Origin of the sequence: Motilibacter deserti (assembly GCF_011250635.1) — a bacterium.
Taxonomy (GTDB): Bacteria; Actinomycetota; Actinomycetes; order Motilibacterales; family Motilibacteraceae; genus Motilibacter_A; species Motilibacter_A deserti.
On record NZ_JAANNP010000007.1, the window covers coordinates 83,677 to 108,963 of the forward strand.

The 25,287-nt window shown below is 71.4% G+C and carries 18 protein-coding genes and 1 pseudogene; 10 read left to right on the top strand and 9 right to left on the bottom strand.

Annotated elements, in window-relative coordinates:
- Positions 1–90 precede the first annotated feature (90 nt).
- The 3 genes from G9H71_RS12255 to G9H71_RS12265 all read left to right on the top strand — a co-directional run bounded on the left by G9H71_RS12255 (position 91) and on the right by G9H71_RS12265 (position 6,315).
- The gene (locus G9H71_RS12255) at positions 91–1,062 is read left to right on the top strand and encodes a LysR family transcriptional regulator (RefSeq protein ID WP_166282190.1); all 972 of its coding nucleotides are present in this window, start codon (positions 91–93) and stop codon (positions 1,060–1,062) included.
- A 475-nt stretch (positions 1,063–1,537) separates the two neighbouring features.
- On the top strand, positions 1,538–4,828 hold the full coding sequence (locus G9H71_RS12260) for a PQQ-dependent sugar dehydrogenase (protein WP_331272944.1): 3,291 nt from the start codon (positions 1,538–1,540) through the stop codon (positions 4,826–4,828).
- 149 nt (positions 4,829–4,977) lie between these two features.
- Positions 4,978–6,315: a sugar phosphate isomerase/epimerase family protein gene (locus G9H71_RS12265; protein WP_166282194.1), complete on the top strand. Its 1,338-nt coding sequence runs from the start codon at positions 4,978–4,980 to the stop codon at positions 6,313–6,315.
- Positions 6,316–6,456: 141 nt separating this feature from the next.
- Here G9H71_RS12265 and trxA read toward each other — a convergent pair whose 3' ends face one another.
- The 3 genes from trxA to G9H71_RS12280 are packed head-to-tail and all read right to left on the bottom strand — an operon-like array spanning position 6,457 to position 9,814.
- Positions 6,457–6,819 (bottom strand): thioredoxin, encoded by a 363-nt coding sequence (trxA, locus tag G9H71_RS12270; protein WP_166282196.1) that lies wholly within the window; start codon positions 6,817–6,819, stop codon positions 6,457–6,459.
- Positions 6,816–7,166, bottom strand: coding sequence for a glycogen debranching enzyme N-terminal domain-containing protein (locus tag G9H71_RS12275; RefSeq protein ID WP_166282055.1), 351 nt, complete (start codon positions 7,164–7,166; stop codon positions 6,816–6,818). Before G9H71_RS12275 ends, trxA begins: the two co-directional genes overlap by 4 nt.
- Complete coding sequence (locus G9H71_RS12280) at positions 7,163–9,814, bottom strand: MGH1-like glycoside hydrolase domain-containing protein (protein WP_166282198.1); 2,652 nt, start codon at positions 9,812–9,814, stop codon at positions 7,163–7,165. Before G9H71_RS12280 ends, G9H71_RS12275 begins: the two co-directional genes overlap by 4 nt.
- 70 nt (positions 9,815–9,884) lie before the next feature.
- On the opposite strand from G9H71_RS12280, the gene G9H71_RS12285 reads away from it, so the two are divergent.
- Positions 9,885–10,460: a dihydrofolate reductase family protein gene (locus tag G9H71_RS12285; RefSeq protein WP_166282200.1), complete on the top strand. Its 576-nt coding sequence runs from the start codon at positions 9,885–9,887 to the stop codon at positions 10,458–10,460.
- A 61-nt stretch (positions 10,461–10,521) separates the two neighbouring features.
- Here G9H71_RS12285 and nhaA read toward each other — a convergent pair whose 3' ends face one another.
- Entirely contained in the window at positions 10,522–11,832 is a 1,311-nt protein-coding gene (gene nhaA / locus G9H71_RS12290; protein ID WP_166282201.1) for a Na+/H+ antiporter NhaA, read from the bottom strand.
- 230 nt (positions 11,833–12,062) lie between these two features.
- On the opposite strand from nhaA, the gene G9H71_RS12295 reads away from it, so the two are divergent.
- Both G9H71_RS12295 and G9H71_RS12300 read left to right on the top strand, forming a co-directional pair.
- Positions 12,063–12,998: a hypothetical protein gene (locus tag G9H71_RS12295; protein ID WP_166282203.1), complete on the top strand. Its 936-nt coding sequence runs from the start codon at positions 12,063–12,065 to the stop codon at positions 12,996–12,998.
- 189 nt (positions 12,999–13,187) lie between these two features.
- Positions 13,188–16,379 (top strand): glucan 1,4-alpha-glucosidase, encoded by a 3,192-nt coding sequence (locus G9H71_RS12300; RefSeq protein ID WP_166282205.1) that lies wholly within the window; start codon positions 13,188–13,190, stop codon positions 16,377–16,379.
- A 258-nt stretch (positions 16,380–16,637) separates the two neighbouring features.
- On the opposite strand, the gene G9H71_RS12305 is transcribed toward G9H71_RS12300, so the two are convergent.
- The 4 genes and pseudogenes from G9H71_RS12305 to G9H71_RS12320 all read right to left on the bottom strand — a co-directional run bounded on the left by G9H71_RS12305 (position 16,638) and on the right by G9H71_RS12320 (position 19,550).
- Positions 16,638–16,802, bottom strand: a complete 165-nt coding sequence (locus G9H71_RS12305) for a hypothetical protein (protein ID WP_166282207.1) — start codon at positions 16,800–16,802, stop codon at positions 16,638–16,640.
- Positions 16,803–16,920: 118 nt separating this feature from the next.
- Positions 16,921–17,787, bottom strand: a pseudogene (locus G9H71_RS12310) (glycoside hydrolase family 16 protein); the annotation flags it as partial.
- A gap of 510 nt (positions 17,788–18,297) precedes the next feature.
- Positions 18,298–18,774 carry a nitroreductase/quinone reductase family protein gene (locus tag G9H71_RS12315; protein ID WP_166282209.1) on the bottom strand — a complete coding sequence of 159 codons (477 nt, stop codon included), beginning with the start codon at positions 18,772–18,774 and terminating at the stop codon, positions 18,298–18,300.
- Complete coding sequence (locus G9H71_RS12320; RefSeq protein WP_166282211.1) at positions 18,771–19,550, bottom strand: glucose 1-dehydrogenase; 780 nt, start codon at positions 19,548–19,550, stop codon at positions 18,771–18,773. The genes G9H71_RS12315 and G9H71_RS12320 overlap by 4 nt, the downstream gene beginning before the upstream one ends.
- A gap of 142 nt (positions 19,551–19,692) precedes the next feature.
- Between G9H71_RS12320 and G9H71_RS12325 the strand changes: the two genes are divergently transcribed.
- Positions 19,693–20,337, top strand: a complete 645-nt coding sequence (locus G9H71_RS12325) for a TetR/AcrR family transcriptional regulator (protein WP_166282213.1) — start codon at positions 19,693–19,695, stop codon at positions 20,335–20,337.
- Positions 20,338–20,502: 165 nt separating this feature from the next.
- Here the strand turns inward: G9H71_RS12325 and G9H71_RS12330 are convergent, their stop codons facing one another.
- Entirely contained in the window at positions 20,503–22,278 is a 1,776-nt protein-coding gene (locus G9H71_RS12330) for a bifunctional metallophosphatase/5'-nucleotidase (protein ID WP_166282215.1), read from the bottom strand.
- A gap of 145 nt (positions 22,279–22,423) precedes the next feature.
- On the opposite strand from G9H71_RS12330, the gene G9H71_RS12335 reads away from it, so the two are divergent.
- From G9H71_RS12335 to G9H71_RS12345, 3 genes are all read left to right on the top strand, one after another.
- On the top strand, positions 22,424–23,416 hold the full coding sequence (locus tag G9H71_RS12335) for an aldo/keto reductase (RefSeq protein WP_166282236.1): 993 nt from the start codon (positions 22,424–22,426) through the stop codon (positions 23,414–23,416).
- A gap of 78 nt (positions 23,417–23,494) precedes the next feature.
- A complete protein-coding gene (locus G9H71_RS25530; protein ID WP_166282217.1) occupies positions 23,495–24,427 on the top strand; it encodes a cold-shock protein in 933 nt (310 codons plus the stop codon).
- Positions 24,428–24,996: 569 nt separating this feature from the next.
- On the top strand, positions 24,997–25,164 hold the full coding sequence (locus G9H71_RS12345) for a hypothetical protein (RefSeq protein ID WP_166282220.1): 168 nt from the start codon (positions 24,997–24,999) through the stop codon (positions 25,162–25,164).
- Positions 25,165–25,287 lie beyond the last annotated feature (123 nt).

Below are 25,287 nucleotides of genomic sequence, written 5' to 3' on the forward strand. Positions count from 1 at the left end.
GCATCCGCGAGCGCCGGCCTGCACGCGGGCCGGCACCGACCGGCCGCAGCGGCCGGTGACGGCGAGACAGCAGGCGAAGGGGTGCCGCCGGTGACCCCGACCGGCTCGACCGGGCCCTCGGACGTGTCGCGCCTGACGCCGAACCGGCTGCGGGTCTACGTCACGGTCGTGGACCGGCAGTCGATCCGGGCCGCGGCCCAGGAGCTCACCCTCAGCGAGGTGGCCGTCCGGCAGAACCTCGCCGAGCTGACCGAGGTGACCGGCGGCTCGTCGCTGCTCACCAGGGGCGGGAGTGACGGGCGGCTCGTCGTCCCCACGGTGCACGGCCGCCGGGTCTACGCTGCGGCCGGCACGATCCTCGCTCAGGCCGAGGCGCTGGCCCGGTTGGGCAGCACGCAGCACGTGCTCGCCTTCGCGCCGCAGCACGCTTTCTTCGTCGCGCCCGCGTGGCGGGCCGTGGAAGGCGGCGAGCACGTGGAGCTCCGACTGCTCGAGGACGGTGACAACGGCGGGGCGCGCGCGGAGGAGCGGGCGCTGCGCAGCCTCGAGGAGGGGGTCTACGACCTCGTCGTCGGGGCGCCCGGCGGGCTCGCCGACCGGCATCCCACGCTCCGCTCCGAGCTGCTCTTCACGGCACACGTCGAAGCCCTGGCCCCGGTCGCGGGGCAGGCCCGGGGCGTCGATCTCGCCGACCTGCGCGACTCGCCTCTCCTGCTGCCGCCGCCGAGCGTGCGCGGAAGGCAAGTTCTGGAATCGGCCTTCACTGAAAGGTATGACGAGAAGCCGGTGGTCGCCCTCGAGTGCGCCGACCCTGCCAGCCTGGTCGCGTTCGCACGCCAAGGAGCCGGCACGGTCGTCCTCGGGTCGGACGTCTCGTCGTCCTGCCGGGCCCTACCCGCAGGGGACGGGCAGTGGGCACCGGTGCTCGTGGAGGGCGAGCGCCTCACCTACCCCGTCGTCGTCGTGACGCGGCAGGACCCCGGGCCCGTCGTGCAAGCGCTCTGCCGGCAGTTGCACGCAGCGGTCGCCGACTCGTCCGGGGCCGTCCCCGCGCAGGCCTGACCGGGCACTCCTGGGCATTGCGCGTACTTTTGCTGCTACACGCGGAAGCAAGGCTTTAGTAGAGACAAGTTGTGCTTGGTCACGACGCCGTAACGATTGATTCTCTCGATACTTTCGCTTGACGCCACCTTGGCGCCTCATTACGTTCCCGTTTCATGGACGGCGCTGTCCCCGGGCAACGGGCGAATCCCCTCACTTCGGGTGCTTCCCGCGGTGTCGGTGCCTACGGGTGCTCGGCTCGCACCAGTGCTGCACCGTCCAGCTCGTGCGCTTCCCCGCGAGGCACCGAGGCCGTCGCCAGCGGTTCCCGGTAGCCGTCCCGCCCCTCCCGCGCGCAGCACGCGCCGTGGCAGGCAGATCAGTCCCACCAGCAGCGAGGAGTTCCCACGCAATGAAGCGAAGTCGGCTTCGTCTGCTCTCCGTGCCCCTGGCGGTTGCCCTTCCGGCAGCCGCTCTGGTGGCAACGGTGGCACCCGTGGCGTCGGCCGCGGACCCGGATCCGTTGGACTGGAACAACTACGAGAAGATCACGATCACCAAGGACACCGGCGAGCCGATCGACCTGGCCGTCATGTCCGACAAGCGCATCCTGCACACCGCGCGCAACGGTGACCTGCGGCTGACGGACCCGTCGACCGGCGTGACGAAGATCGTCAACAAGCTCGACGTCTACAACAACTCCGAGGACGGCCTGCAGACCGTCACGCTGGACCCGAGCTTCGCCACCAACAAGTGGGTCTACCTCTACTACTCGCCCCGCACGATGAGCGGGACGGCCCAGAACGGCCAGCCCTACCCGGCGACGACGCCGACGGGCAGCGCGCCGACCACGCTCCCGGCGGGCCAGACCGAGTCGTACTGGCAGCAGTGGCTGGGCTACAACCAGCTGTCGCGCTTCAAGTGGAACGACGCCACGCAGGCGCTCGACCTGACCACCGAGCAGGTCATCATCAAGGTCGAGGTCCAGCGCGGCCAGTGCTGCCACCTCGCGGGCGACGTGGACTTCGACGCCGCCGGCAACCTCTACCTCTCCACTGGTGACAACACGCCGGCCAGTGCCCCTGGCGCAGCCGGCATGGCGCCGAACGTCGCGCTGGTCAACGGCAACCCGGGCAACGACTCCCGCCGCGGCGCCGGCAACTCCAACGACCTGCGCGGCAAGATCCTGCGCATCAAGGTCCAGGACGACGGCAGCTACTCGATCCCGTCCGGCAACCTGTGGGCGCCGGGCACGCCGAAGACCCGCCCCGAGGTGTTCGTCACCGGCCTGCGCAACCCCTTCCGCATGGAGGTCGACCCGGCGACCAACTCGCTGTCGTGGGGTGACTACGGCCCCGACGCGGGCGCGCCGCTGGCGAACCGCGGCCCGATGGGCTACGTCGAGTGGCAGATCACCGGCCTCGACAAGCCGATGAACGGCGGTTGGCCGTACTGCACGGGCAACCAGTTCAACTACAACGAGTACAACTACGCGACGAACACCTCCGGTGCCTGGTTCGACTGCGCCGCCGGAGCGGTCAACAACTCGCCGTGGAACACGGGTGTCGCGACGCTGCCGCCGGCCACGCCGGCGACGCTGTACTACGGCGACCGCAACACGGACCAGCCTGCGGAGTGGGCGGGGCTCACGGACTTCGGCACGGGCACCGCCCAGTCGCCGATGGGTGGCCCGATCTACCACTTCGACGCGGCCAACCCGTCGCCGACGAAGTTCCCGGCCTACTGGGACAACAAGGCCTTCATGGCCGAGTTCCAGCAGGACTACATGGCTGCCTTCACCGTGACGTACCCGAACGGCCCGGTCACCAAGCTCGAGGACTTCCTGCCCAACGGCCGCGCCACCTCGAGCAACGTCCCCAAGTGGGACGGCACGATGGACTTCGAGTTCGGCCCTGACGGCTCCATGTACGTCATCGACTACGGCAACGGCTACTTCCGGCAGAACCCCGAGGCTGCGATCTTCCGCATCGACTGGGCGCCGGGCAACAAGACGCCGACCGCCGCGTTCACGACGCAGCCGAGCTCCAGCAGCTCCGCCCCGCTCACGGTCGCGTTCAACGGGGCCGGCTCGGTCGACCCCGAGGGCAGCGCCCTCACGTACGAGTGGGACTTCAACAACGACGGTGTCTTCGACGCCACCGGCGTGACGGCGTCCTACACCTACACCGACCTCGGCGCCTACACGGCCCGTCTGCGCGTCACGGACACGTCCGGCAAGTCCGCCCTGGTGTCCAAGCGCATCTCGGTGGGCAACCAGGCCCCGACCGTCTCGATCTCCACACCGTCCGGTGGCTTCTTCAAGTGGGGCCAGGCCGTCCCGTGGGCCGTCACCACGAACGACCCCGAGGAGGGCACCAGCACGGTGTGCTCGCGGGTCGCCCTGACCTACGGCCTGGGCCACAACACCCACGCCCACCCGCTGTCCACCGCGACCGGCTGCTCCGGTGCGTGGGCCACCCCGGTCGACGCCCCGCAGCACGGCGTCACCGAGAACATCTTCGGCATCATGCTCGTCACCTACACCGACGCCGGCGCCAACGGCGTCCCCGCGGCGTCGGGTGAGGCCGAGGTCATCCTCAACGACAAGCTCCAGCAGGCCGAGTGGTTCGACGCGCAGTCCGGCGTCGAGGTCGTCTACGACGAGGCCGCCGGCGGTCTCAACAAGGTCACCTCGTTCGACGCCGGCGACTACCTCGCCTGGGACCCGGTGAACTTCTCCGGCGTCACCGGCGCGCAGGTCAAGGCCTCGGGCACCGGCACGCTCTCCTTCCGCTGGGGCTCGGCCGACGCCGCTCCGTTCGCCACAGCTGCCTTCACCGGCACGGACTGGCAGACGGTCAACCTCGCGCTGACCGGCACCTCCCTGCCGACCGGCTCGGGCAAGCTGTTCGTCACCTCCACCGGTGGCGTGGTCTTCGACCAGGTCGAGTTCCTCGGCAACGGCGTCGCCGACACCGTGGCCCCGACCGTCTCCGCGACCCTGTCCCCGGCGGCCAACGGCACCAACGGCTGGTACACCTCGGGCAACGTCACCGTGAGCATCGCGGCCACGGACAACGGCGTCGTCGCGTCGCGCCAGTACCGCACCGTCACCAACGCCAACCAGTGCAACACCGCGGGTGCGACGTGGACCAACACGCCGACCAACGGCAACGTGACGGTCAGCACCGAGGGAACGACGGTCGTCTGCTACCGCGCGACCGACACGGGCGGCAACGTCTCCACTGTGGGCAACGTGACGGTCCGCATCGACCGCACCGCTCCTGCCGGCTCGCTGCCCGGCGTGGTGGACGGCTCGATCCTCAACTCGGCCTACCTCGCGCCCGCGGGCACGGACAACACCGGCGGCTCCGGCTTCCTGTCGGCGACCTCCATCTCGGTGGACGGCAAGAGCTACGGCGCCGCCCAGCCGATCGACCTGTCGACCCTGTCCGTCGGTGCTCACACGATCGTGTTCACCGTCAAGGACGTCGCCGGCAACACCAAGGTCGAGACGCTAACGTTCAGCACGACGGTCTCCTTCGACAGCATCGACGCTCTGATCGGGCGTTACCTCGCTGCGAAGACGATCTCGGCGAGCGCGGCGGCCAGCCTGCGCGACCGGCTCGAGGGCGCGCAGACCCGCGTCGAGCGTGGCCAGACCTCCTCGGCGGTCAGCTACCTGAACCAGTTCATCGCCAAGGCCGACAGCCAGGTCAAGCAGAAGGCGGCGCACGACATCCTCGTCCGCGACGCCCGGGCGCTCATCGCGTCCCTCGAGGGCTAGTCCTTCCTACGCACAACCGCCGGTGAGCATCTTCGCCGGTAGGCACCCCGCAGTACCGGCCGGCCCGACGGCATCGCCGCCGTCGGGCCGGCCCCCGCTCGACCCGCATCCCGGACCCGCCTGGCCCGGGTGGAATGAGGAGATACGCAATGAGCAAGCTCAACCGCCGCAACTTCCTCGGCCTGGCAGGGGCCTCCGCCGTCGGTGTCGCGGCCTCCCCGCTGCTCGGCATCGCGCCCGCCAACGCCGCCCTCGACGTCGCCGCCCCGGACGTCCCGCTCGAGAACCTGGGCCTGCAGCTCTTCACCGTCCGCGACAAGATCTCCTCCCTCGGCTTCGCGGTGGTGTTCGAGGAGCTGGCGCGCATCGGCTACAAGGAGGTCGAGTTCGCGGGCTACACGCAGAGCACGAACATCCTGGGCCGCCAGATCACGACCGCCGAGATCAAGAAGGCGCTCGACGACAACGGCCTCAAGGCGATCGGCTCGCACATCAGCGCGCAGGCCCTGACGGACCCGAACCAGCGCAAGGCCTCCTTCCAGACCGCGCTCGACCTCGGCATGCCGTTCGTCGGCACGGCGAACGACTTCTGGGGCGGCATCCGCGCCAGCGACGGCTTGCCGTACGCGACGTCGAACACCGTCGCCGAGGTGCAGCGCGCGGCCGACATGCTCAATGCCGCGGCGGTCGAGGCCAAGGCCATGGGCCTCAAGGGCATCTACCACCACAACCACCAGAACGAGTTCCGCTTCACGACGGACCAGCCGACCGTCCGCCGCTACGACGTCTTCACCTCGCGCCTGGACGACAGCACCGGCGCGTTCATGGAGATGGACATCGCGTGGGCCTTCAAGGGGGCGCGCACCTTCCCGGCTCCGGGCGTCCCCGGCCGCCACGAGGCGTCCTACCTCGGTGGGTTCGACCCGGCCGACTACGTCGTGGCCAACCCGAACCGCTACAAGCTCTTCCACACCAAGGACGCCGTTCCTACGGCGCTCACGGCCAACACCATCCTCGGTGACCTGGTCCCGGTCGAGTTCGGCACCGGCATCGTCCCGTTCCGCGCCTTCTTCGCCAAGGTCGGTGCCCGCGCCGCGGCGACGGGCGTCTACGAGCAGGACAGCGCCACCAACGCCGGCGTCCCCGGCGGCTCGCTCGGCGCGGCCGCCCGCTCCTACGACGGCATGTACTACGTCCGCACCCTGACCTGGCTGGACGAGCTGTACGCGCTCGTCGGCCGCCTGGTCACCGCGGGCCGCGTGAAGGCCGCCGTCGGCGCCGACCTGCAGGGCCGCGTCGGCAACGCCATCAAGCGCTACGAGGGTGGCCACGAGGAGTCGGCGATCGGCTACCTCGGCCAGTTCATCGCCAAGGCCAACAACCAGGTCAAGGGCGACGACGCGGCGAAGGACCTGCTCGTGAGCAACGCCAACGTCATCCTCGGCTGGCTGCAGACCTCCGAGGACAAGGAGAACGGCGTCCTCTGACGTCGTCGCCGCCGCCCCTCGGCGGTCGAACGTCGCAAGGGCCCCGGCGCGGACGCGCCGGGGCCCTTGTGCATCCACGCGGTTGCGGGAGCTCCCAGTCGCCCGCCCGGAAGGATCGCGGTCGCAGGGTGAGGAGAAGCGTCAGGCCTGCTGCGCGGCGAGCTGCTTGCGCACGTCGTCCATGTCGAGGGCGCGCACCGCGTCGATGACCTGCTCGAGGGCGGAAGCGGGGAGCGCGCCGGGCTGCCGGTAGACCAGGACGCCCTCGCGGAACGCCATGAGCGTCGGGATGGACGTGATCTGCGCGGCACCGGCGAGCGCCTGCTCGGCCTCGGTGTCGATCTTGCCGAACACGATGTCGGTGTGCTTGTCCGACGCCTTCTCATAGACCGGCGCGAACGAGCGGCACGGCCCGCACCAGCTCGCCCAGAAGTCGACGAGCACGATGTCGGACTCGCTCACGGTGGACTCGAAGGTCTGGGCGGTCAGGTCGACCGTGCTCATGCCGTCTCCAGGTGCTCGGAACTGTTCGGTGCGGGTGCCGCTGACACACGCACAACGGCACCCTCCGGCGCGGCATTCCGGCGCGTGTCCCGGGGGCCGGCCAGCAGCCGACGGACGAGCAGCAGCTCGGCCACGGACCAGGCCTGGGCCGGGCAGCCCGTTGCGGCGTGCGGCGCGGTGCCCTCGGCCGTCTCGGACACCGACCCGACGCCCCACTCGGACAGGGTGCGCAGCCCGGCGACGGTGCCGATGGCGTACCCGCCGAGGCCGTCGGTGACGAGCCACTCGCGCGCGCCGGACTCGGACAGGGTGCCGCAGGCCTGCGGCCCGAGGCGGGTCACGGTCACCAGGACTCGCCCTCCCCGCCCAGCCTCCGCCCGGTGATCAGGTCGGCCACGAGGCCGGTCCAGCCCGTCTGGTGCGAGGCGCCCAGGCCGGCGCCGTCGTCTCCGTGGAAGTACTCGAAGAAGAGCGTCTGCCCGTGCCATCGCGGGTCCTGCTGGAAGCGCTCGACCCCGCCGTACGTCGGCCGCCGCCCGTCGGGACCGGGCAGGAACAGCGACACCAGCCGGCGGCGCAGCTCTGCGGCCACGTCGTCGAGGCGGAGCAGGCTCCCCGAGCCCGTGGGGCACTCGACGGTGAGCCGGTCGCCGAAGTACGACCCGAGCCGCGCGAGCGCCTCGACGACGAGGTAGTTCACCGGCATCCACACCGGCCCGCGCCAGTTGGAGTTGCCGCCGAACATCCCGCTGCGCGACTCGGCGGGCTCGTAGCCGACCCTCGCGGAGATGCCGTCGACGTCGATGCGGAACGGGGCGTCGAGGTGTCGTCGCGAGAGCGAGCGGATGCCGTGGGGCGACAGGAAGGACTCCTCGTCCAGCAGCTCGGCGAGGAAGCGGCGCAGCACGTCGGGCGACACGAGCGAGAGCAGCACACGCTCCTCGCCGTCCCCGGGGACGACCGCCCCGAGATGGCGCGCGTCGGCCTCCTCGGCGCGGGCGAGCAGGCCGGGCAGTCGTCGGGCGAACCCGTTGCGCTCGACCCGGTCGCGATCGACCACGGTCGCGGCCAGCAGGGGCAGCACGCCGACCATCGAGCGCACCTTCAACGGCACGCGCCGCCCGGTCGGGGTGATCAGGACGTCGTAGAAGAAGGCGTCGTCGGGGTCCCAGAGCCCCTGCTCCTCGAGTGCCTCGGAGATCGAGGCGAAGTGCTCGAGGAACGTCGTGGTGAGGTCTTCGTACGCCGGGTCCTGCTCGGCGAGCTCGAGGGCTATGTGCAGCATCGACAGGCAGTAGAACGCCATCCACGCGGTGCCGTCCGCCTGCTCGAGGGAGACGTCCTTCGGCAGGTGCGAGCGGTCGAGCGGGCCCACGTTGTCCAGCCCGAGGAAGCCACCGTGGAAAGCGCTGTTGCCGTCGGGGTCCTGCCGGTTGACCCACCAGGCGAAGTCCAGCAGCAGCTTGTGGAACACCCGCTGCAGGAATCCCCGATCTCTGCTTCCGTCCAGGCGGTAGACCTTCATCACCGCCCACGCGTGCACCGGCGGGTTGACGTCGTCGAACGCCCATTCGTAGGCGGGCAGCGCGCCGTTGGGGTGCTGCAGCCATTCGCGGGTCATCAGCTCGAGCTGGTACTTCGCGAACGCGGGGTCGAGGTGGGCCAGCACGACGGTGTGGAAGGCGAGGTCCCACGCCGCGAACCAGGGGTACTCCCACGGGTCGGGCATGGACAGGATGTCGTTCGACCGCAGGTGCCGCCACTTCGCGTTGCGCCCGCCGCGCCGCGGCGCCGGGGGAGGCGGCTGGCCGGGGTCGCCGTCCAGCCAGCGCGCCACGTCGTACGGGTAGAACTGCTTGCCCCAGAGCATCCCGGTGAAGGCCTGCCGCATGACGCGGGCCTCCTCGGCTCCCGCGTCCGGCGGCGTGAGGCCGGCGTAGAACTCGTCGGCCTCGCCCTTGCGCTCGGCCATCGTCGTGTCGAACACGGCGCCCGCCCAGCCGGTCTCGGCCGCTCCGGCGTGCAGCCGGAGGCGCAGCTCGACCGTCTCCCCGGCGGCCACGGGCACCCGGTAGTGCAGCGCGGCCTTGGTCCCCGAGCGGTCCGGGTTGACCGTGGGCGCGCCGTGGACGAGGTGGTCGCCGATCCCGTCCTTGGGATGGGCGGGGCCGGGTGTCCCGAAGAGCCGTTCGGTGTTCGTCTCGTTGTCGCAGAAGAGCGGGGTCGGTGCGCCCTCCGGCCCCGACGCGGCGTCGAGCCGGTACGTCCCGAGGGTGGGGTGGCTCGCCACGAGGCCGTCGCCGTCCGCCCGGGCCCGCGGCTGCGGCGAGCCGGGCTCCCACGCCCAGGTGTTGCGGAACCACAGGGTCGGCAGCACGTGCAGGACGTCAGCATCGGGGCCGGCGTTCGTGACGCGTACGCGCATGAGCACGTCGTCGACGTCCGCCTTGGCGTAGTCGACGTCGACGACCCAGTAGCGGTCCCCGTCGAAGACCCCGGTGTCGAGCAGCTCGAACTCGGCCGCCCCTCCGTCACCACGACGGCGTGCCGCCTCCTCGACGAGACGCCCGTAGGGGAACTCGCGCTGGGGGTAGTGGTAGCGCCAGGACAGCCACGCCGAGCTGGGGACCGCGTCGACGTACCACCAGTACTCCTTCGCGTCCTCGCCGTGGTTGCCCTCCGGCCCGGTCAGCCCGAAGATGCGCTCCTTGAGGATCGGGTCGCGCCCGTTCCACAGCGCCAGCGCCAGGCAGAGCCGCTGCTCGGCGTCGCAGATCCCGGCCAGGCCGTCCTCGTTCCAGCGGTACGCGCGTGAGCGGGCGTGGTCGTGCGGGAGGTAGCCCCACGCCTCGCCGCCCGCGCTGTAGTCCTCGCGAACCGTCCCCCACGCGCGCTCGGAGAGGTAGGGCCCCCAGAGGTACCAGGGGCTGGCCTGAGCCACGCCCTCGTCCGGCCGTCCGATGCCCGCGACCCGCTCCCGCTCGGCTCCCGTCATGGTCGGACCGTAGGGCCGGCTGGGCGGCCGGCGCTACGGTCGTCGTCGACCGACTCGGATCGGAGGACGGATGCGCGAGCTCGTCTACGTCGTCGGCACGACGCTCGACGGTCGGGTGGCGGGGCCCGACGACGAGATCGACTTCTTCTTCCCGCTGGCCGCGGACGTCACCGACCACCTGCGCACCGAGCTCGCGGACACCCTGCCGTCGGGAGCGCGGGCCGCGCTCGGCGTCGAGGGCCCGGTCCGGCGCTTCGACACCGTGGTCATGGGCCGCCGGACCTACGAGCCCGCGCTCCGCGAGGGGATCGTGAGCCCGTACGCCCACCTGCGCCAGTACGTCGTCTCCTCCACGCTCCCCGCGCCGGCCGACCCGGCGGTGACCGTCGTCCGCGACCGGCCGCTCGACCTCGTCCGCCGGGTGAAGGCCGAGGACGGGCTGGACATCCTGCTCGCGGGCGGCGGCCGGCTCGCGGCCGAGGTGCTCGACGAGGTGGACCGCATCGTGGTCAAGCACTACCCGCTGCTCGCCGGGGACGGCGTCCCGCTGCTGGCGGGCGCCTTCCGGCCGCTGCGGCTGACGGTGAAGGACGAGCGGCGCTTCAGCGACGGCGCTTGCGTGGTGACGTACGTCCCGCGTCGCTGAGCCGCCTCGTTGCGGTCGGCCGACTGGTAGACGTGCGCGCCGTGCCGCTCCGGCTCGCCCGTCACCGGTCGGCCGACTGGTAGACGTCCGGCACGCCGTCGGCGTCCGCGTCGACCTCCTCCGCGGCGCAGATCGAGCGGTGGGCCCGGCTGCGCAGGCCGAGCAAGACGGCCGCGATCGCCGCCGCGAGCAACGAGCCGGTGAGGACCGCGACCTTGACGTGGTCGTCACGCTCGCTGCCGAGCCCGAACGCGAGTTCGCCGATCAGCAGCGACACGGTGAAGCCGATCCCGCCGAGGATCGCGAGGCCCAGCACGTCCAGCCAGTTGAGGTCGGAGTCGAGGTCGGCGCGGGTGAAGCGGGCGACCAACCAGGTCGCGAGCGTGATGCCGACCGTCTTGCCCACGACCAGGGCGGCCACGATGCCCAGTGCCACCCGGTCGGAGAGCGAGTCGCCGAGCCCGGACAGGCCGCCGACCGAGACCCCGGCCGCGAAGAACGCGAACACCGGGACGGCCACGCCTGCGGACAGCGGGCGGAACCGGTGCTCGAAGTGCTCGGCCAGCCCCGGCCCTGCGTCGGGCCCACCCGCACGGTCGCTGCGGATGACGGGAACCGCGAAGCCGAGCAGCACCCCGGCCACGGTCGCGTGCACGCCGGACTCGTGGACGAGCGCCCACGTCACGACCGCCAGCGGCAGCAGCAGCCACCAGGAGCGCACCCGGCACTGCACGAGCACGGTGAACGCGCCGAGCGGGACGAGGGCCAGCAGCAGCGGGCCGATCTCGAGGTCGGAGGTGTAGAAGAGCGCGATGATGGTGATCGCGAGCAGGTCGTCGACGACGGCGAGCGTGAGCAGGAACGTACGCAGTGCCGACGGCAGGTGCCGGCCGATGACTGCGAGCACGGCGAGCGCGAACGCGATGTCGGTGGCCGTGGGGATGGCCCACCCCTTGGCCGCACCGTCGCCGGCCCCGGCCGCGATCGCCGTGTAGACCAGGGCCGGGACGAGGACGCCGCCGCACGCCGCCGCGACCGGCACCGCCGCCCGGCGCGGGTCGCGCAGGTCGCCCGCGACGAACTCGCGCTTGAGCTCGAGCCCGGCGACGAAGAAGAAGACCGCGAGCAGCCCGTCGGCCGCCCACGTCGCGAGCGTCAGGTCCAGGTGCAGCGCGCCCGGCCCGACCTTCGTGTCACGCAAGTCCTCGTAGGCGCCCGACCAGGGCGAGTTGGCCCACGCCATGGCGAGCACGGCGCCGGCGAGGAGCAGGGCGCCGCCGATGGTCTCCTTGCGCAGGATCTCGGCGATGCGCGACGCCTCGGGCCAGGAGCCGCGGCCGAGCAGACGGCGGGGCGAGGTCGGCTGGGCCACGGGGGCTCCTCAGGTGTGCGGGGACGACGAAGACGTCGCCGACCAGACTTCCCGGCACACCGTGGTCCAGCTTAGTCGGCGCTCGCGGGCCACCTCGTGTGCGTGGGGGCACGTCAGGACGTGCTGGGGGGCACACAACGTGCGAGCAGCGGTTGTCCACAGGGGCCGGACCGTCCACAGATGCCGGCTCGGACGCCCTGCCCGGTCGGTGCGGCCCGCAGGCTCGGCAGATGCCCGACCTCGACGAGACCGCACTGCTGCAGGGACGCGTGGTGCATCGCGACCAGGCCCTCGCCGAGCTGACCCGTTCGGCGCTGGCGTGGCGTGTCCGGTCCCGGCGCTGGCGAGCTGTGCACCGAGACGTCTTCTGCATCGACCAAGGGCCGTTGGGCCCGGAGGGCACGGCTTGGGCTGCGCTCCTCGCAGCGGGGCGGGGCGCGGCTCTCAGCCACGGCACCGCCGGCTGGCTGTGGGGCTTGCTCGACGCACCCCCAGCGCTCGTGCACCTGACGGTCCCGGCGGGGCGCAGAGCGGTGCGGCTCGAGGGAGTACGCGTCCACCGCTCCCGCCTGCTCGACCTCGCGGCGCACCCTGCTGCCGCCCCGCGGCGGACCAGGCTCGAGCACACCGTCATCGACCTCGTCGCGGCCGCGCCGGACCTCGACTCCGCGCTGGCTCTCGTCGCGGCCGCCGTCCAACGTCGGCTCACGACGCCCGCACGGCTTCGGACGGCCGTCGAGGCGCGGAAGGCCTTCCGGTGGCGGCGCGACCTCGTCGCGGTCCTGGTGGACGTCGCCCGCGGCGCCCAGTCGCTCCTCGAGCTGCGCTACGTGCGGGACGTCGAGCGCGCGCACGGGCTGCCTCGTGGCCGGCTGCAGTCGGTGGAGCGCGTCGCGGGCCAGCGGGTCTACCGGGACGTGGAGTACGAGGACTACGGCGTGTGCGTGGAGCTCGACGGCAGGCTAGGACACGACGCGCCACGCGACCGGTGGCGGGACAAGGCACGCGACAACCTGGTCGCGGTGTCCGGCCGGCTCAGCCTGCGCTACGGCTACGCGGACGTGACCGTACGACTGTGCGCGTCTGCGGTCCAGCTCGCCGCGGTGCTGACCGCTCGAGGGTGGGCCGGCAAGCTCCGACGTTGTGTGCGCTGCAGCACGCCATGACGTGTCCTGCTGCACACAAGGTCATCGACCCCCGCCGAAATCGTCGCGACCGACGAAGCTTTCGCTGCAACCTGACACGGATGTCACGGCTTGGCATCGGGCTGACCGTGGGCAGCGGTTCGGCCTTGTCCGAAGGCGCTCCGACGCGCACCATGCCGGAGCCCATCCCTCCGTCTCCCAAGGGCCGAGATGACCAAGAAGCATCCTTCGCGGGCGCCGATCGCAGCCGTGGCCACCGCCGGGCTGGTCGCGTCCTCCGCGCTGCTCGCCGCGTACGCCGCCCCGGCGTCGGCGGCGACCGGGACCGCCCCCGGGGCACCGGGCGCGGACGCCACGTGGACGACGGGCGCCAAGACCGGCGTCGGCACGTCCACCACCCTGCAGTCCAAGGTCTGGTACACGCTGTCCGACGGCGTCCTGTCCGAGGTCTACTACCCGCGGGTCGACGTCGCGGACTCCCGCGCGCTCGAGCTGATCGTGTCGGACGGAAGGACCTTCGCCGAGAGCGAGGTCGACGCGACCGACCACACGACCGAGCTCGCCGACGACCGCGGGCTGGTCTACCGGCAGGTCAACACCGACAAGGACGGCCGCTACTCGATCACGAAGACCTACGTGACCGACCCGGCCCGCTCGACGGTGATGGTCAACGTCGAGTTCCGGTCCCTCGACGGCGGCAGCTACCAGGTCTACGCCCGCTTCGACCCGGCGCTCGCGAACTCCGGCCGCCATGACCGGGCCTGGACGGCGAGCGGCGCGCTCCTGGCCGAGGACACCAGCGGTGCGGACAAGATCGCCAGCGCGCTGGTCGCGGACAAGCCGTTCCTCGCCACGTCCAACGGCTACGTCGGCACGGCCAGCGACGGCTGGAACGACCTGCGTGCCGACTTCGACCTCGACGACTCCTACACCGACGCCCCGGACGGCAACGTCGTGCAGGTCGCCCGCCTGCAGCTGGGCGGCACGGCGCGTACCTCGTCCGCGGCTCTGGCGCTCGGGTTCGGCGCCACCTCGGCCGAGGCGGTCGCCACCGCCCGGGCCAGCCAGGCGACGGGCTTCTGGGACATCCGCCGGGCGTACTCCGACGGCTGGCACGACTACCTCGACTCGCTGGCGAAGGCGCCGAAGAGCGTGCGCAGGGACTACGAGCTCTACACGCAGTACCGCGTGGCGGCCATGCAGCTCAAGGCGCACGAGGACAAGACCTACCGCGGCGCCAACATCGCGTCGCTGACCGTGCCGTGGGGCGAGGCGCAGAACGCCAACGAGGCCGGGGTCGGCGGCTACCACCTCGTCTGGGCCCGCGACCTCTACCAAGTGGCCACGGCACAGCTCGCCGCCGGCGACGTCGCCGCCGCCAACCGTTCGCTGGACTACCTGTTCGACGTGCAGCAGAAGCCGGACGGCTCGTTCCCGCAGAACACCCTGCTCGACGGCACGCCCTACTGGGGGAGCCTGCAGCTCGACGAGGTCGCCTTCCCGATCGTGCTGGCCTGGCAGCTCGGCCGCACCGACGCCGACTCGTGGGGACACGTGAAGCGCGCTGCGGACTTCCTCGTCGGCCGCGGGCCGTCCACCCCGCAGGAGCGGTGGGAGGAGGAGGGCGGCTACTCCCCGAGCACCATCGCGGCCGAGATCGCGGGACTCGTCGCCGCCGCCGACATCGCGCGCACGAACGGCGACACCACCTCGGCCGTGCTCTACACCGCGGTCGCGGACGAGTGGCAGCGCAAGGTCGAGTCGTGGACCTACACGACGACCGGCCCGCTGGGTGACGGCAGGTACTACGAGCGCATCGACGACAACGGCAACCCGAACGACGGGGCGCAGCTGTCGATCAACAACGGCGGCGGGACGTGGGACGAGCGCGAGATCGTGGACGCCGGCTTCCTGGACCTCGTCCGGCTCGGCGTGAAGCCGTGGAACGACCCCTACGTCACGTCCTCGCTGCCCGAGGTCGACTCCACGATCCGCGTCAGCACGCCGCACGGGCCGATGTGGTACCGCTACAACCACGACGGCTACGGCGAGGAGGTGGACGGCTCGCCCTACACCGGTGAGGGCGTCGGCCGGCTGTGGCCGCTGCTGTCCGGCGAGCGTGGCGAGTACGAGCTGGCCGCCGGCCGCTCCGCGGACTCCTACCTGCGCACGATGGCGGCCGCCGGCAACGAGGGCTACCTGATCCCGGAGCAGGTCTGGGACCGCCCCGAGGCGACGTCGTACGGCTTCGAGTTCGGCGAGGGCACCGGCTCGGCCACGCCGCTCGCCTGGTCGATGGCGCAGTACATCCGGCTCGCGCTGTCCATCGACGCCGGCCGCCCGGTCGAGACGCCGTCGGTGGTCGCGAACCGCTACGCCCGCGGGTCGCTGCCCGCCGGCCCGGCACTCGCGCTCACGTCGCCGACGGAGAGCGCGGTCACGGACCAGGCGACGGTCACCGTCACGGGCACGACCACCGGCAGCGCGGTCTACGTCAACGTCGGCACGACCACCACGGCCGTGCCGGTCGTCAACGGCTCGTTCTCGTACGCCGTCCCGATCGTGCGCGGCGCCAACGCCATCACGGTCGTCGCCGTCTCCGGCGACGGCGGCACCTCGATCGTGACGCGCAACGTCACGTCGAACAACTTTGGCACCCGCATCGGCACGGTCGACGACCCGAGCGGCGACGACAACGGGCCGGGGACGTACGTCTATCCGGCCGACGGCGCCTACAACCCGGGGGCGTTCGACATCACGCGGTTCGGCGTCTACGACGACGGCACGAACTACAACTTCGTCACCACGATCCGCGGGGACGTCCGCAACCCGTGGGGCGGCAACTCGATCTCGGTCCAGCGGATGAACTTCTACGTCCGCACCGGGTCGGGCACCGGGGCCGTCCCGGCTCTGGTCGGCACGAACGCCCAGCTGAGCGCGCCGTACGACTTCGTCGTGACAGGGGAGGGGTTCCAGACCCCGACCGTGCAGAACGCCGCGGGCAACGTCCTCGCGACCGGCTCGCTGCAGGCGCTGCCCGTCACGCGGCAGATCGCGGTGTCCATCCCGAAGTCGGCGTTCGGTTCGATGGACCTCGCTTCGGCCTCGTACGCCGTCGACATGATGAGCCGGGCGGACGCCGGGGAGGGGGCGGGCAACATCCGGCCCGTCTACTCGCTGGCCTACTGGCAGGCCACGGCAGGGACGGGCATGTCGTGGATCCACGACCACCGCTTCGGCGGAGGTGCGGGCGAGTGGACCGACTCCAACGCGGCGAAGGACACGGACACGCGTGACCCCAACGTGCTGGACATCCTCACTCCTGCGGGGGTGAGCCAGGCGGCCGCGCTGGCGTGGTCCGCGGGGACGCCGGCGACGCTCCCCTACGTTCCCCTCGGCTGACCGGACACGGAAGGCGCGGCCCGCTCGGGCCGCGCCTTCCGCGTGTTCGGCTCGGGCCGCGCGCCCTTGGTGCGTCCTGCTCGGCCGGCTCGCGGCCGAAAAGGCGGGCTGTGGCAGGCGCGTCGGAGAGGACGAGCCGTGGAAAAGCAGAGAAAGGCCCGGCTTCCGCCGCGTGACGGAAACCGGGCCTTGCCCTGTTGCATCCCGGAACGGGATGTCGGTTGGCGCTGTCTTCCGGCCGAGCCGGACTTGCTGTTGCTAGGAGAAGATCGAGAACGGCGGAACCGGCGTGTTGAGCGGAACGTCCGTCCGCGCGCCGGCGTTCGAGGCCGCCGTGAGCTTCTCCAGTGTGCCCACCATCGCGAGCTCCGGTGCGACGTACGGGCGTCGGCCGGACTGTGTCCCGGCGACATCGTTGACCATGTGCTTCCCCCTCCGTCGGCGATACTTGGCCCTACTGAAAATCGACGTAGCGGGCACTCCTGTCAAGACCTTCTCGCGACATTCCGCATCTCGTGGGCGCTCGCCGTCAAGATCCCGGTCGGGTGTAGACCGCCACGTAGTCGACGATCATGGGAATGCCGGAGGCGGTCGCCGCGGTGGGCAGCCCCGGCCATCCTCCGCCGATAGCCACGTTCAGGATGAGGAAGTAGCCGTGGCTGAACGCGTTCTGCCACGTCTGCGCCGGAAGCTGGTCCTGACGGATGCTGAAGTACTGGATGCCGTCGACGTACCACCGCAGCTCCTCCAGGGCCGAGCTGCGGTCCCACTCGAGCGCGTAGGTGTGGAAGGCGGACTGCAGGCTCGGCTGGCCCATGGGCCGGGTCCCGCTCAGGCCGTTGAACTCGTTGCACGGGCCACCCGGTGCCGTCCCGCAGTGCAGCGTGCCCCAGACCTGGTTGGCACCGTTCACGTTCTCGAGGATGTCGATCTCCCCGACGCGCGGCCAGTCCAGCGTCCCGCGGAAGGGCGCGCCGAGCGACCAGAAAGCCGGCCAGATGCCCTGCGCGGCCGGCCCGGTGACGTCGGGCAGCCGGATCCTGCCCTCGAAGCGCAGGACCCCTCCGGCCGGCGGCTCGAAGTCGCTGCGCCGGGTCTCGATGCGCGCCGACGTCCACTGGCCGCCCGCACCCCGGATCGGCGTGATGCGCAGGTTGCCCTGGCCGTCGGTGCTGACGTTCGCCGGGTCGTCGGTCATGGTCTCGATCTCGCCCGTGCCCCATTGCGGCGGGCCACCGGGGTATTGCGTGCCGATGTCGAAGATCCAGTTCTCGGCAGACGGCAGCTGGCCGGCGGGGCCGTTGAAGTCGTCGGCCCAGACCGTGGTGAACGCGGGGCCGCTCGCCGCGCGGACGGTGACCGCTGTGGTCGTCACCGCGGAGCTGCCGTCCGGCCCCGACAGCCGCACGGTCGCGCGGAAGACCCCGCTCGTGGCGTAGGAATGGGTGCCGAAGATCCCCCAGGCCTCGCGCGGGCCGGCGAGGAACCCGGGGGAGGTCGTGCCGTCGCCCCAGTCGATGACGGCCGACAGGTCCGCGCGCTGCGTCCCCGGCGCGTACGCCGTGGCGAGCGCCGCCGACATGGACCGGTTCTGCGTGAGGGTGACGGTGGTGGGGCTCAGGCTGACCGGCCCGGCAGCCGTGGCGGGTGGGCCGACGACGGTGGCGGCGGCGAGCGCGGTGCCGGCCAGCAGGGCGAGGCCGGCGGACCGCAGGCGCCTCCGGCTTCCGGGGCGCGACAGGGGCAGGGGCAGAGACAGGTGCAGGGACAGGGGCATGGGGCCTCCCGACGACGTTGGCGGTCGATCGGGAGCCGTTGATCCGAATTCGTCCCCCGACAGGCAGCAGCCTCCGCCTCCGGCGAGCCAGCCGTCAAACCTCCGCCCCTGGCAGCGGGGCATCGGTCTCGGGGCCCGCGATCACGGCCCCGGGCGGAAGCTGATCCGCATCAAGCGGCTGTGGGCCCAGTCCTCGAGCCGGGTCGGTCGGATGGTGCCGGGGTCGTGGGGCTGGTTGAGATCCGCCACGATCTCCGCCAGCACGGCCTGCCGTTCGGCGGGGTCGGTGACCGGCGTGGCCCGTGCCGGCAGATCCGCACGGACCCCGTTCTTGAGGTGGAAAGTGAACGTGGGATCGGCGAGAAGGTTCGCGTGCCAGTCGGTAGCACCCCCGCCGGCGCCGCTGCACAGGTAGGTGCTGCCCGCCGCTCGGTAGAAGAAGATCTCGATGCGGCGTGCCCGGCCGGTGCGGCGCCCCCGTGTCGTGATGTCGATGATCCGTTCCCGCGTGCCCGCCGCGGGGGTGATCTGGATGGCTCGCCGAATGTGATCGGGCAGGTGCGACAAGGACCCGTCCCCTACGGAGTCGTCCCGCCCGGTCGTTCCAGGACTGCTCATGCGGCCTCGGTCCGAAGGGCCGGCCCGAGGAGGAGCCCGCCGTCGATGACGTACTCCGACCCGGTGATGAACGACGCCTCTGACGAGGTGAGGAACAGGAGTAGCCCGGTGACGTCGGCCGGCACTCCGAGCCGGGGGATGGCGAACGGCTCGGGGGAGAAGAAGTCGGCGATCGCCGCGGTGGCGCCGGCTGCTGGCTCGTGGATGAAGGGGGTCGCGATCACACCGGGGTGGATGGTGTTCACCCGGATGCGGTCCCGGCCGAGCTCGAGCGCTGCCGTCCGCGTCAGGCCTCGCACGGCCCACTTGCTGGCGACGTACGGCGCGTAGTGCGCCGTGCCGCCCAGGCTCATGGTCGAGGCGATGTTGACGATGGCCCCGCCTGTCGCCCTGCGCAGGGCGGGGACCGCGGCCTTGATGCCGAGGAAGGTCCCGGTGAGGTTGATGTCGAGGATGCGCGACCACGTGGCCCGGTCCGTCTGCTCGATCGGCGCCGGCGGGTTCTGGACGCCCGCGTTGTTGACGAGCACGTTCAGCGCGCCGAAGGCGCGCTCGGCGGCCAGCACGGCGGCGGACCACGAGCTCTCGTCGGTGACGTCGAGGTGGGTGAAGCGGGCGCGGCCCCCGAGCTCGTCGGCGAGCTCGACACCGCGCTCGGCGTCGATGTCGGCGATCAGCACGTTCGCTCCCTCCGCGTGGAAGGCGCGTACGTGGCTCGATCCCTGGCCACCGGTCCCGCCGGTCACGAGCACGGTCTGGTCGTCGAAGCGGCCCATCAGAGATTCCTTCGGTGCGACAAGGACTGGCCGGGTCATCGGTGCTCGGCGACGGCCAGTAGTGAGCCGAACGACTCACCACTGCCTGACGCTAAGCCACCGGCGATGGTGAGTCAAGCCACTCACCTCGTAGGCTGGGCGCATGAGCAGGGTCGTCCCGACGTATCACCAGCGCATCGCCCAGGAGAAGCGCGCGCTGATCCTGGCGGCTGCGACGGCACTGTTCCTCGAGTTGGGCTACGACCGGACCTCGCTGGCGCGGGTGGCAGAGCGGTCGGGCGTTTCGCGCGCGACCCTGTTCAAGCAGTTCCCGAGCAAGGCGGCCCTGTTCGACGCCATGGTCAGCGAGTCCTGGTCGACCGCCGACGAGGAGGAGCTTCCGCCAGCAGGCGACATCGCTGCCGGTCTCGGCATCATCGGCCGCCGCTACGCCGAGCTGTTGGGCCGCGCCCAGATGACCGACCTGTTCCGGATCGTCATCGCCGAGCTGCCGCGATTCCCCGAGCTCGCCAATGCGCAGTTCTCGCACGGGAAGCTGCCCTACTTCGAGTCCGTACGCGGCTACCTGCTGGCCGAGCACGAGGCGGGGACGGTGCGGGTCGACGACGTGGACCTCGCCGCCACCCAGTTCCTGGGCATGATCTCCAACTACGTCTTCTGGCCGACGCTCCTGGTGCCGGGCTGGGAAGTGAGCGCCGAGCGCGTCGCTCAGGTGGTCGACGAGGCCGTCCGCACCATGGCTGCGCGATACGCCGCGGCCGGGCCGGGGCCGTCGGTCGACGACTGAGTCCGAGCGCGAGCAGGCCCCACCGTCGCACGAGGGGAGGCGACGGCCCGAGAGCCCATGGATACACGGTCGTCTCGGAGGATCTGGGCCCCGCGGGAACGCCGACGGCCCGGCTCCCACCGGAGCCGGGCCGTCGGTTGTTCGTCAGCCGCGGGGAAGCGTTCCTCAGAAGACGGGCACGCCCTCGCGTACGAGCCGCCAGTTGACGTCGGAGAAGCCCGCCGGGTCGATGACGCCCTTGGAGGTCACCCAGTCGACGATCATCTGCCGGATGTCGCGCTGCTGGTCGTAGATCACCGGCGCTGTCGACACGTGCGGGAAGTTGCCGCCGCCGGAGCGCCGGTAGTTGTTGACGGCGACCGCGAACCGCTCGCTCCCGGCGACGGGCGTCCCGTCCGGGTGGCGCAGCCCGACGACCCGCGAGCCGACCGGCCTGGAGACGTCGATGTCGTAGTCGAGGCCGGAGATCATGTCGTAGAGGTAGTCCGGCGTGCCGTTCGCATTGGTCAGCTGCGACTCGACGACGGGCGCGCCGACCGGCAGAGTGCTGAAGTAGCGTGCCGAGAACTCGAGGTAGTCCTTCACCTGAGCGCCCGTCATCAGCACAGCCTGCAGGGTGTTGTCATAGACGTAGAGCCCGGCGACGTCCTTGATCCGCAGGTCACCCGCGGGGAAGAGCGCGGTCCGCGTGAACGGCGCCGCGACCGACAGCACCGGGAGGTCGGCGTACTCGGTGCCGGCGAGCGCCGTGTCGACCGCCTCCGTCTGCACCTGCTGGATCAGGTCGACGATCGGGGTGTCCTCGAACGGGCCGCGCGCGCCGGACAGCTCGACCGCGGACTTCGCGACCACCTGGTTGACGTAGCCCACCGTCTTCGCGTGCTGCGGGGCGATGATGTCGAGGATCTTCGGGTCGGCGGGGACCGTGTTGCTGTTGAGGTTCGTGGAGCGCTTCGCCGTCACCTGCCACTCGCCGCCCACCCGCTGGACGTCGAAGTCCATGACCGTCAGCCGCTGGCCGAAGCGCGACGGCTCCGCGGTGAGGACCTGCTCCCCGGTGACGAGGTTCTTGACGAAGCGCTGCGGAACGTCGTTGTGCGCGTGCCCGAAGAGCACGGCGTCGACGTCGGGCACCTGCTGGGCCACCAGGGCGGACGCGTTCTCCACAGGCAGGTCGTCGCCGTAGGACGAGAAGCCGCTGTCGCCGGCGTGGGCCGTGACGACGACGATGTCCGCGCCCTCGGCCTTCATCTCGGGAACGTACTTCTTCGCGGTGGCGACGAGGTCGTCGAAGTGCTGCTTGCCCTTGACGTTGTCCTTGTCCCAGATGGCGACACCGGGGTTCGTGAGCCCGAGCACGCCGATCTTCACTGGCTTCTGACCGGGGACGAGGATCTTCTTCATCACCCACGGCTCGTACGCCGGCTTGCCCGTCCGGTCGTCGATCGCGTTGGCGGCGAGCACCCGGGCCGTCAGCTGGCGCTGCCACTTGTCGAGCAGCTTGATGCCGTAGTTGTATTCGTGGTTCCCGAGGGTCACCGCGTCGTATCCGATGGCGTTCATCGCCGCGGCCATCGGGTGGATCGCACCCGTCTTCGTGATCGGCTCGACCTTGGCGTAGTAGTACGCCAGCGGCGTGCCCTGGATGGTGTCGCCCGAGTCGAACAGCAGCGTCCTGTCGCGCCCGCGGGAGGTGCGCACCTGGTTGACGAGCGAAGAGATCTTCGCGAGCCCGACGTCGTTGTGCGCCGAGTCGTCGTACTCCTTGTCGCTGAAGTAGTCCCAGTTGTAGACGTTGCCGTGCAGGTCCGACGTGCCCATGACCGTGACGGTCAGCGAGGGGGGCGCGGCGGCCGAGGCCGGCCCGGTCAGGCCGGTCGGCGCCGCGAGGGCGGCCGCGGCGGTAGCCACGACAACCGCCGGCAGAAGGCGTCGCCGCATGGGGTCCTCCGCAATTCTCGAGGGGGGTGAACCGCGGCACTGTAGCTCCGGGCGGCGGCCGGGAGGCATGCCCCGTGAGAGACGTAGCATCGGCGCTCGTTCGCGAATTCCTCGACGGAAAGGCCCTGTCGTGGCTGGCTCCTCGATCGGCACCCGCGTGCTCGGCTCGGCAGGGCTGCGCGTCTCCGCGCTCGGCCTCGGCTGCATGGGCATGTCCCAGTCGTACGGCGCCGCCGACGAGGCGGAGTCGCTCGCCACGCTCGCCCGCGCGCTCGAGCTCGGCGTGACGTTCTTCGACACCGCCGACGTCTACGGCGACGGCCACAACGAGGAGCTCGTGGGGCGCTTCCTGCAGGGGCGTCGCGACGAGGTCGTGCTCGCCACGAAGTTCTCCCTGAGCCGCGACGACGGGTCGATGAAGGTCAACGGCCGGCCGGAGTACGTCAGGGCGAGCTGCGACGCGAGCCTGCGCCGTCTCGGGGTCGAGGTGATCGACCTCTACTACCAGCACCGGGTCGACCCGGCGGTCCCGATCGAGGAGACCGTCGGGGCGATGGCCGAGCTCGTGCAGGCCGGGAAGGTGCGCTACCTCGGGCTCTCCGAGGCCAGCTCCTCCAGCCTCGAGCGGGCGGCGGCGGTCCACCCGATCAGTGCCCTGCAGAGCGAGTGGTCGCTGTGGACCCGCGACCTCGAGGACGACGTGCTCGCCACCGCGCGCCGGCTCGGCATCGGCATCGTCCCGTTCAGCCCGCTCGGACGCGGCTTCCTCACCGGCGCGATCAAGACACCCGCCGACTTCGGGCCGGACGACTTCCGGGCCAACCACCCCCGCTTCCAGGGCGAGAACTTCGACCGCAACCTGCGCCTCGTCGACGAGGTCCGCGCCCTCGCGGCCGAGAAGGGCTGCACCGCGGGCCAGCTCGCCCTCGCGTGGGTGCTCGCCCAGGGCGAGGACGTCGTGCCCATCCCCGGCACCAAGCGGCGGGCGTACCTCGAGGAGAACGCGGGAGCGGTCGCCGTCCAGCTCACGGCCGACGACCTGCGGCGGCTGGGCGAGATCGCGCCGCCCGGGGCCGCGGCGGGCGGGCGCTACCCGCAGGCCGACTACGCGTACGGCGACAGCCCGCTGCCCGCGTGATCGCTCGGGCGCTGGGTCGCCGTCCGGGGCCTGAGCGACACTGGAGGCAGTAGCCGCTCTCCCGACTTGGAGCCTCCCGTGCAACAGGGCACCGTCCGCTGGTTCGACCCCGAGCGGGGGTTCGGGTTCCTCGCGCCCGAGGACGGCAGCGCGGACGTGTTCGTGCACGCCTCCGAGATCGTCGGCGACGGTGGCGAGCGGCTGCTCCGCGAGGGCCAGGCCGTCGAGTTCGAGGTCGGCACGAACGAGCGCGGCCCGCAGGCCCTGCGCGTCAGGGTCACCGGCGATGTCGCCGACGGCCCGGGGCTGGGTGTCCTCGGCACCGTCGCCTGGTACGAGCCGGGCAAGGGCTACGGCTTCGCCACGCCGGACGGCGGCGGCTCCGAGGTCTTCGTCCACAGCTCCGCGATCGTCACCGGCGGCGTGGTCGCCGCCGGCCAACGGGTGGCCTTCCTGATCACCGAGGGCGAGCGCGGGCCGCAGGCGGCGCACGTGGTCCCGCTTGGTGCCGATGCCGGCCGCGCCGCGCCCGGCGACGGCGCCGACGGGACCGTGTCCTGGTTCGACGAGGACAAGGGCTTCGGGTTCATCACGCCGGACGCAGGGAGCGCGGACGTCTTCGTCCACGTCCGCTCCCTCGAGGAGGGGCTGACCTGGCTGACCGAGGGCGACCGCGTGGCGTACGAGGTGGTGCAGGGCGACAAGGGCCTGCAGGCCCGCGACGTGCGCCTCGTGCGCGGGGCCGACGAGGCGCCGAAGCCGTCGGCGCCTGCGGGACGCGGCAACCGGGGCGCCGCGGACGCCCCCGCGCGGGCCGGAGAAGGCGTCGTCGCTCGCTACGACGGGGACCGCGGCTTCGGCTTCATCACGCCCGATGCGGGTGGCCCCGACCTCTTCGTGCACGTGTCGGTCCTGGGCGGCGCCGAGCCGCTGACCGAGGGCGAACGCGTCCGCTACAAGATCCGCCAGAGCGACCGCGGCCCGCAGGCCGACCGGGTGGAGCGGGTCTGAGGTCGGGAGCACGGGCGGAACGAGACTCCGACTGACGATGGTCTGACTCCTCGCGGCCGAGGATCTTGGGCGGGTGGGACGTCGTCGTGACCACGGGCTTCTTCGACAAGCTCGTACGGTGGCGCAGATGGTGTGCGATCGCGTCTAGCAGGTGAATGCGGGCCTCGCAGCCTTGCAGCATCAACTCCCGCTCGGCCCTGTCGGACAACTGCTGCGGGCGACGTCGGAAGACCATTTCCAGGATCATGCCCGGTGCGGTGCGAACGACTGCCCGGTCGCCTGCGCCACCGGTCTGTCTGCACGCTCCGACGCGGACTTCTCGGCGGACGGCGACTGCGAGACTCCGAGAATGGTGAGTTCGCCGTAGCGGCTGCTTGAGCTCCAGCCACCAGTTGGCTCCGGTCCCCGGGGCGTACGTCCTCGCTTCGGCGCCCTCCAAGGGTGCGACCTGAACAATCTTCCTCACGAGAGGCCAACCTCGCCGGCGCCATGACTCGGCCACCAACCCGCCGTCGCGCCCGGCCCGCGGCAAGAGCGATGACAATCCCGATCTTGGGCAGGGGCCGCTCATGCGGCTGTGGCAGCGGTGGTTCGTCGGCGCGATGGTCCTTGGCCTCGTCGCCACGCTGACGGGGAACTACGCGGACGTCCTGGTTCCGCGCCTGGTCGGGCCGTTGCTTGGTCTCGTCGGCGCGGTCGTGGGCCTGGTGGTCGAGTGGCGCCGCCAGTCGCAGTAGCACCGGAGCGGCACGTCAGTGCGAAATCAATGGCTACCAGCGAACCCGGACCAGTTGCTGAAGTGCAGCACGGGATCCGAGAGTGACGTGGACCCCATCTGCGTTGACGGGTCAGGTCGCTGT